Here is a 2,406-nt window from a genome sequence, read left to right on the forward strand (position 1 = left end):
CCCCGCACACGACAGAACGGACCCCGCATGAGCACCGAACCCCTGTACCCGCAGCACTCGATCACCCCGCCCGCCTACCGGAAGAACCCGTCCGCGCGCCTGCGCCCGGTGAACTGGAACCGTGTGCCGGACGGCAAGGACCTGGAGGTGTGGAACCGGCTGACCGCGAACTTCTGGCTCCCGGAGAAGGTTCCGCTGTCCAACGACATCCCCGCGTGGCAGCGGATGCGGGAGGAGGAGCGGACCCTGACCATGCAGGTGTTCACCGGGCTGACCATGCTGGACACCGTGCAGGCCACGGTGGGGGAGATCTGCCAGATCCAGGACGCCCGCACCGAGCACGAGGAGGCGGTGTACACGAACATCGCGTTCATGCAGTCGGTGCACGCCCGCTCCTACTCCTCCGTGTTCTCCACGCTCGCCACCACCCCGGAGATCGAGGCCGCGTACGAGTGGGCCGTTGGCAACGACCTGCTGCAGCAGCGCTGCAAGCAGGTGCTGCGGCACTACGCGGGGGAGGACCCGCTCAAGCGCAAGGTCTCCTCCACCCTGCTGTCCTCCCTGCTGCTGTACGCGGGCTTCTACCTGCCGCTGCACTTCTCCGTGCACGCCACGCTCACGAACACCGCGGACATGATCCGGCTGATCCTGCGGGACAAGGCCGTGCACGGCTACTACTCCGGCTACAAGTACCAGCGGGGGCTCGAGGAGCACACCGCCGCCGAGCGGGCGGAGATGCAGGAGTTCACGTTCGGGCTGCTGGAGACGCTCTACGACCTGGAGCTGCGCTACTCGGGTGCGCTCTATGAACCGCTGGGGCTGATGGACGACGTGGCCGTGTTCGTGCGGTACAACGCCAACAAGGCGCTCATGAACCTGGGCTACCCCGAACGCTTCTCTGCGGAGGAGACCCGCGTGAACCCCGAGATCCTGGCCGCCCTGTCCCCGGGCAGCGACGAGAACCACGACTTCTTCAGCGGCTCGGGCTCCAGCTACGTGATGGGCAAGGGCGAGGACACCACCGACGCGGACTGGGAGTTCTGACCGGACCAGCGCCACGCGGCCGCCTCCGCCCTCAGCGCTCGGGCGGTCGCGTGGGGCTCTTCACGACCGGGAGACGTGGCGATCCGTCTCCGCAGGTGGTGCGCCGCCCCGGAGTGGATCAGAGACCTTCTTTCACTGAAGCCATTCTTCGGCGAGGACGGCCATGATCACCTCGTCGTGGAACTCCCCGCCGTGGAAGGCAATGTCCCGGCGGGTTCCTTCTTCCACGTGGCCGAGTTTGCGGTACACCGCGCGTGCTCGCTCGTTGTACGCGAACACCCGCAGCTCGATCCGGTGCAGACCCATCTCCTGGAAACCGAACTTCGTGAGCAGGCGCACGGCGTCTGTTCCGTATCCCCGGTCCACGTGGTCCGGCGCGATCAGCACTGCCAGTGTGGCTGCCCGAGCGGGCAGAGACGCTCCGTACAGCGTGACGTGGCCGATGAGCTCGTCCGTTGCGCTGTCGACCACGCTGAACCCCACCCCGCCGGCCCCGGTGTTGGTGGACCAGCTGCGGAACATGTCCGCCACGGTGTCCTCCGGCTGGGGCGTCACCATGAGGCTCTGGAACAGGGCCATCTCAGGATTTCGCCACCACTGCACCAGATCCGGGAGGTCATCGGCGCGCAGTTCCCGGAACCGTACTTTCTCTCCCTGCAGGGCTCGGTGTCCTGCCAGGCGGGCATCGAATGGTGCGGACATGGCAAGGGCTCCTCCGGCCGGGTGTTCTCACGGTCACTCTACGAGGTCCTCGCCGCGGTCACGCCCATTCACGGGGATGTGCGAGGTGGGTCCACGGAACCTCCGTGTGCGATCCCGGCAGCACGCTCGCGACGTCGTCGGCGCCCCACGGACCCCTCCTTTCGGAGGTTGCCCACCCCCTGCCTCCCACGTACCGTGGGTCCGTTCCGTGCGGGCTCACGCGCCCCGCAGGATCGCACGACTCCCGGCCGCTCATCCGTGCCGCCGGTGACGTTCGACAGTGGGGAGATGTGGCCATGGCGCTCAGTGCTCTTGATTTGTTCTCGGTGGGTATCGGACCGTCGTCCTCCCACACGGTGGGCCCCATGCGGGCCGCCCGGCTCTTCGTGGCGGGCCTCGCCGACGACGCCCTGCTGGGCTCCGTGACCCGTGTGCACTCCCAGCTCTTCGGCTCCCTGGGTGCCACCGGGCGGGGCCACGGCTCGGACAAGGCCGTGGTCCTGGGACTCATGGGTGAGGACCCTGAGACCGTGGACACCGACCGCGCGGACGAGATGGTCGCGCTCGCGAGCGAGAAGGGGGAGCTGCTGCTGGACGGCCAGCACCCCATCGCGTTCGACCGCGCGCAGGACGTGGTCATGCACCGCCGCAAATCCCTCC

Annotated in this window: 3 protein-coding genes; 2 read left to right on the plus strand and 1 reads right to left on the minus strand. The window is 68.0% G+C overall.

Going from position 1 to position 2,406, the window contains the following annotated elements:
* Positions 1-27 precede the first annotated feature (27 nt).
* Positions 28-1,044, plus strand: coding sequence for a class 1b ribonucleoside-diphosphate reductase subunit beta (nrdF, locus tag CWC38_RS11560; RefSeq protein WP_121846857.1), 1,017 nt, complete (start codon positions 28-30; stop codon positions 1,042-1,044).
* A 132-nt stretch (positions 1,045-1,176) separates the two neighbouring features.
* Here the strand turns inward: nrdF and CWC38_RS11565 are convergent, their stop codons facing one another.
* A complete protein-coding gene (locus tag CWC38_RS11565) occupies positions 1,177-1,746 on the minus strand; it encodes a GNAT family N-acetyltransferase (RefSeq protein WP_121846858.1) in 570 nt (189 codons plus the stop codon).
* Between the two features lie 296 nt (positions 1,747-2,042).
* Here CWC38_RS11565 and CWC38_RS11570 point away from each other — a divergent pair.
* The coding region (locus tag CWC38_RS11570; protein ID WP_276309585.1) for a serine dehydratase beta chain at positions 2,043-2,406 on the plus strand (364 nt) is incomplete at its 3' end.

Source organism: Kocuria tytonicola (assembly GCF_003687455.1).
Taxonomy (GTDB): domain Bacteria; phylum Actinomycetota; class Actinomycetes; order Actinomycetales; family Micrococcaceae; genus Kocuria; species Kocuria tytonicola.

Coding starts and splice junctions, on each gene's coding strand:
- nrdF (WP_121846857.1), top strand. CDS start 28: ATGAGCACCGAACCCCTGTACCCGCAGCACTCGATCACCCCGCCCGCC.
- CWC38_RS11565 (WP_121846858.1), bottom strand. CDS start 1,746: ATGTCCGCACCATTCGATGCCCGCCTGGCAGGACACCGAGCCCTGCAG.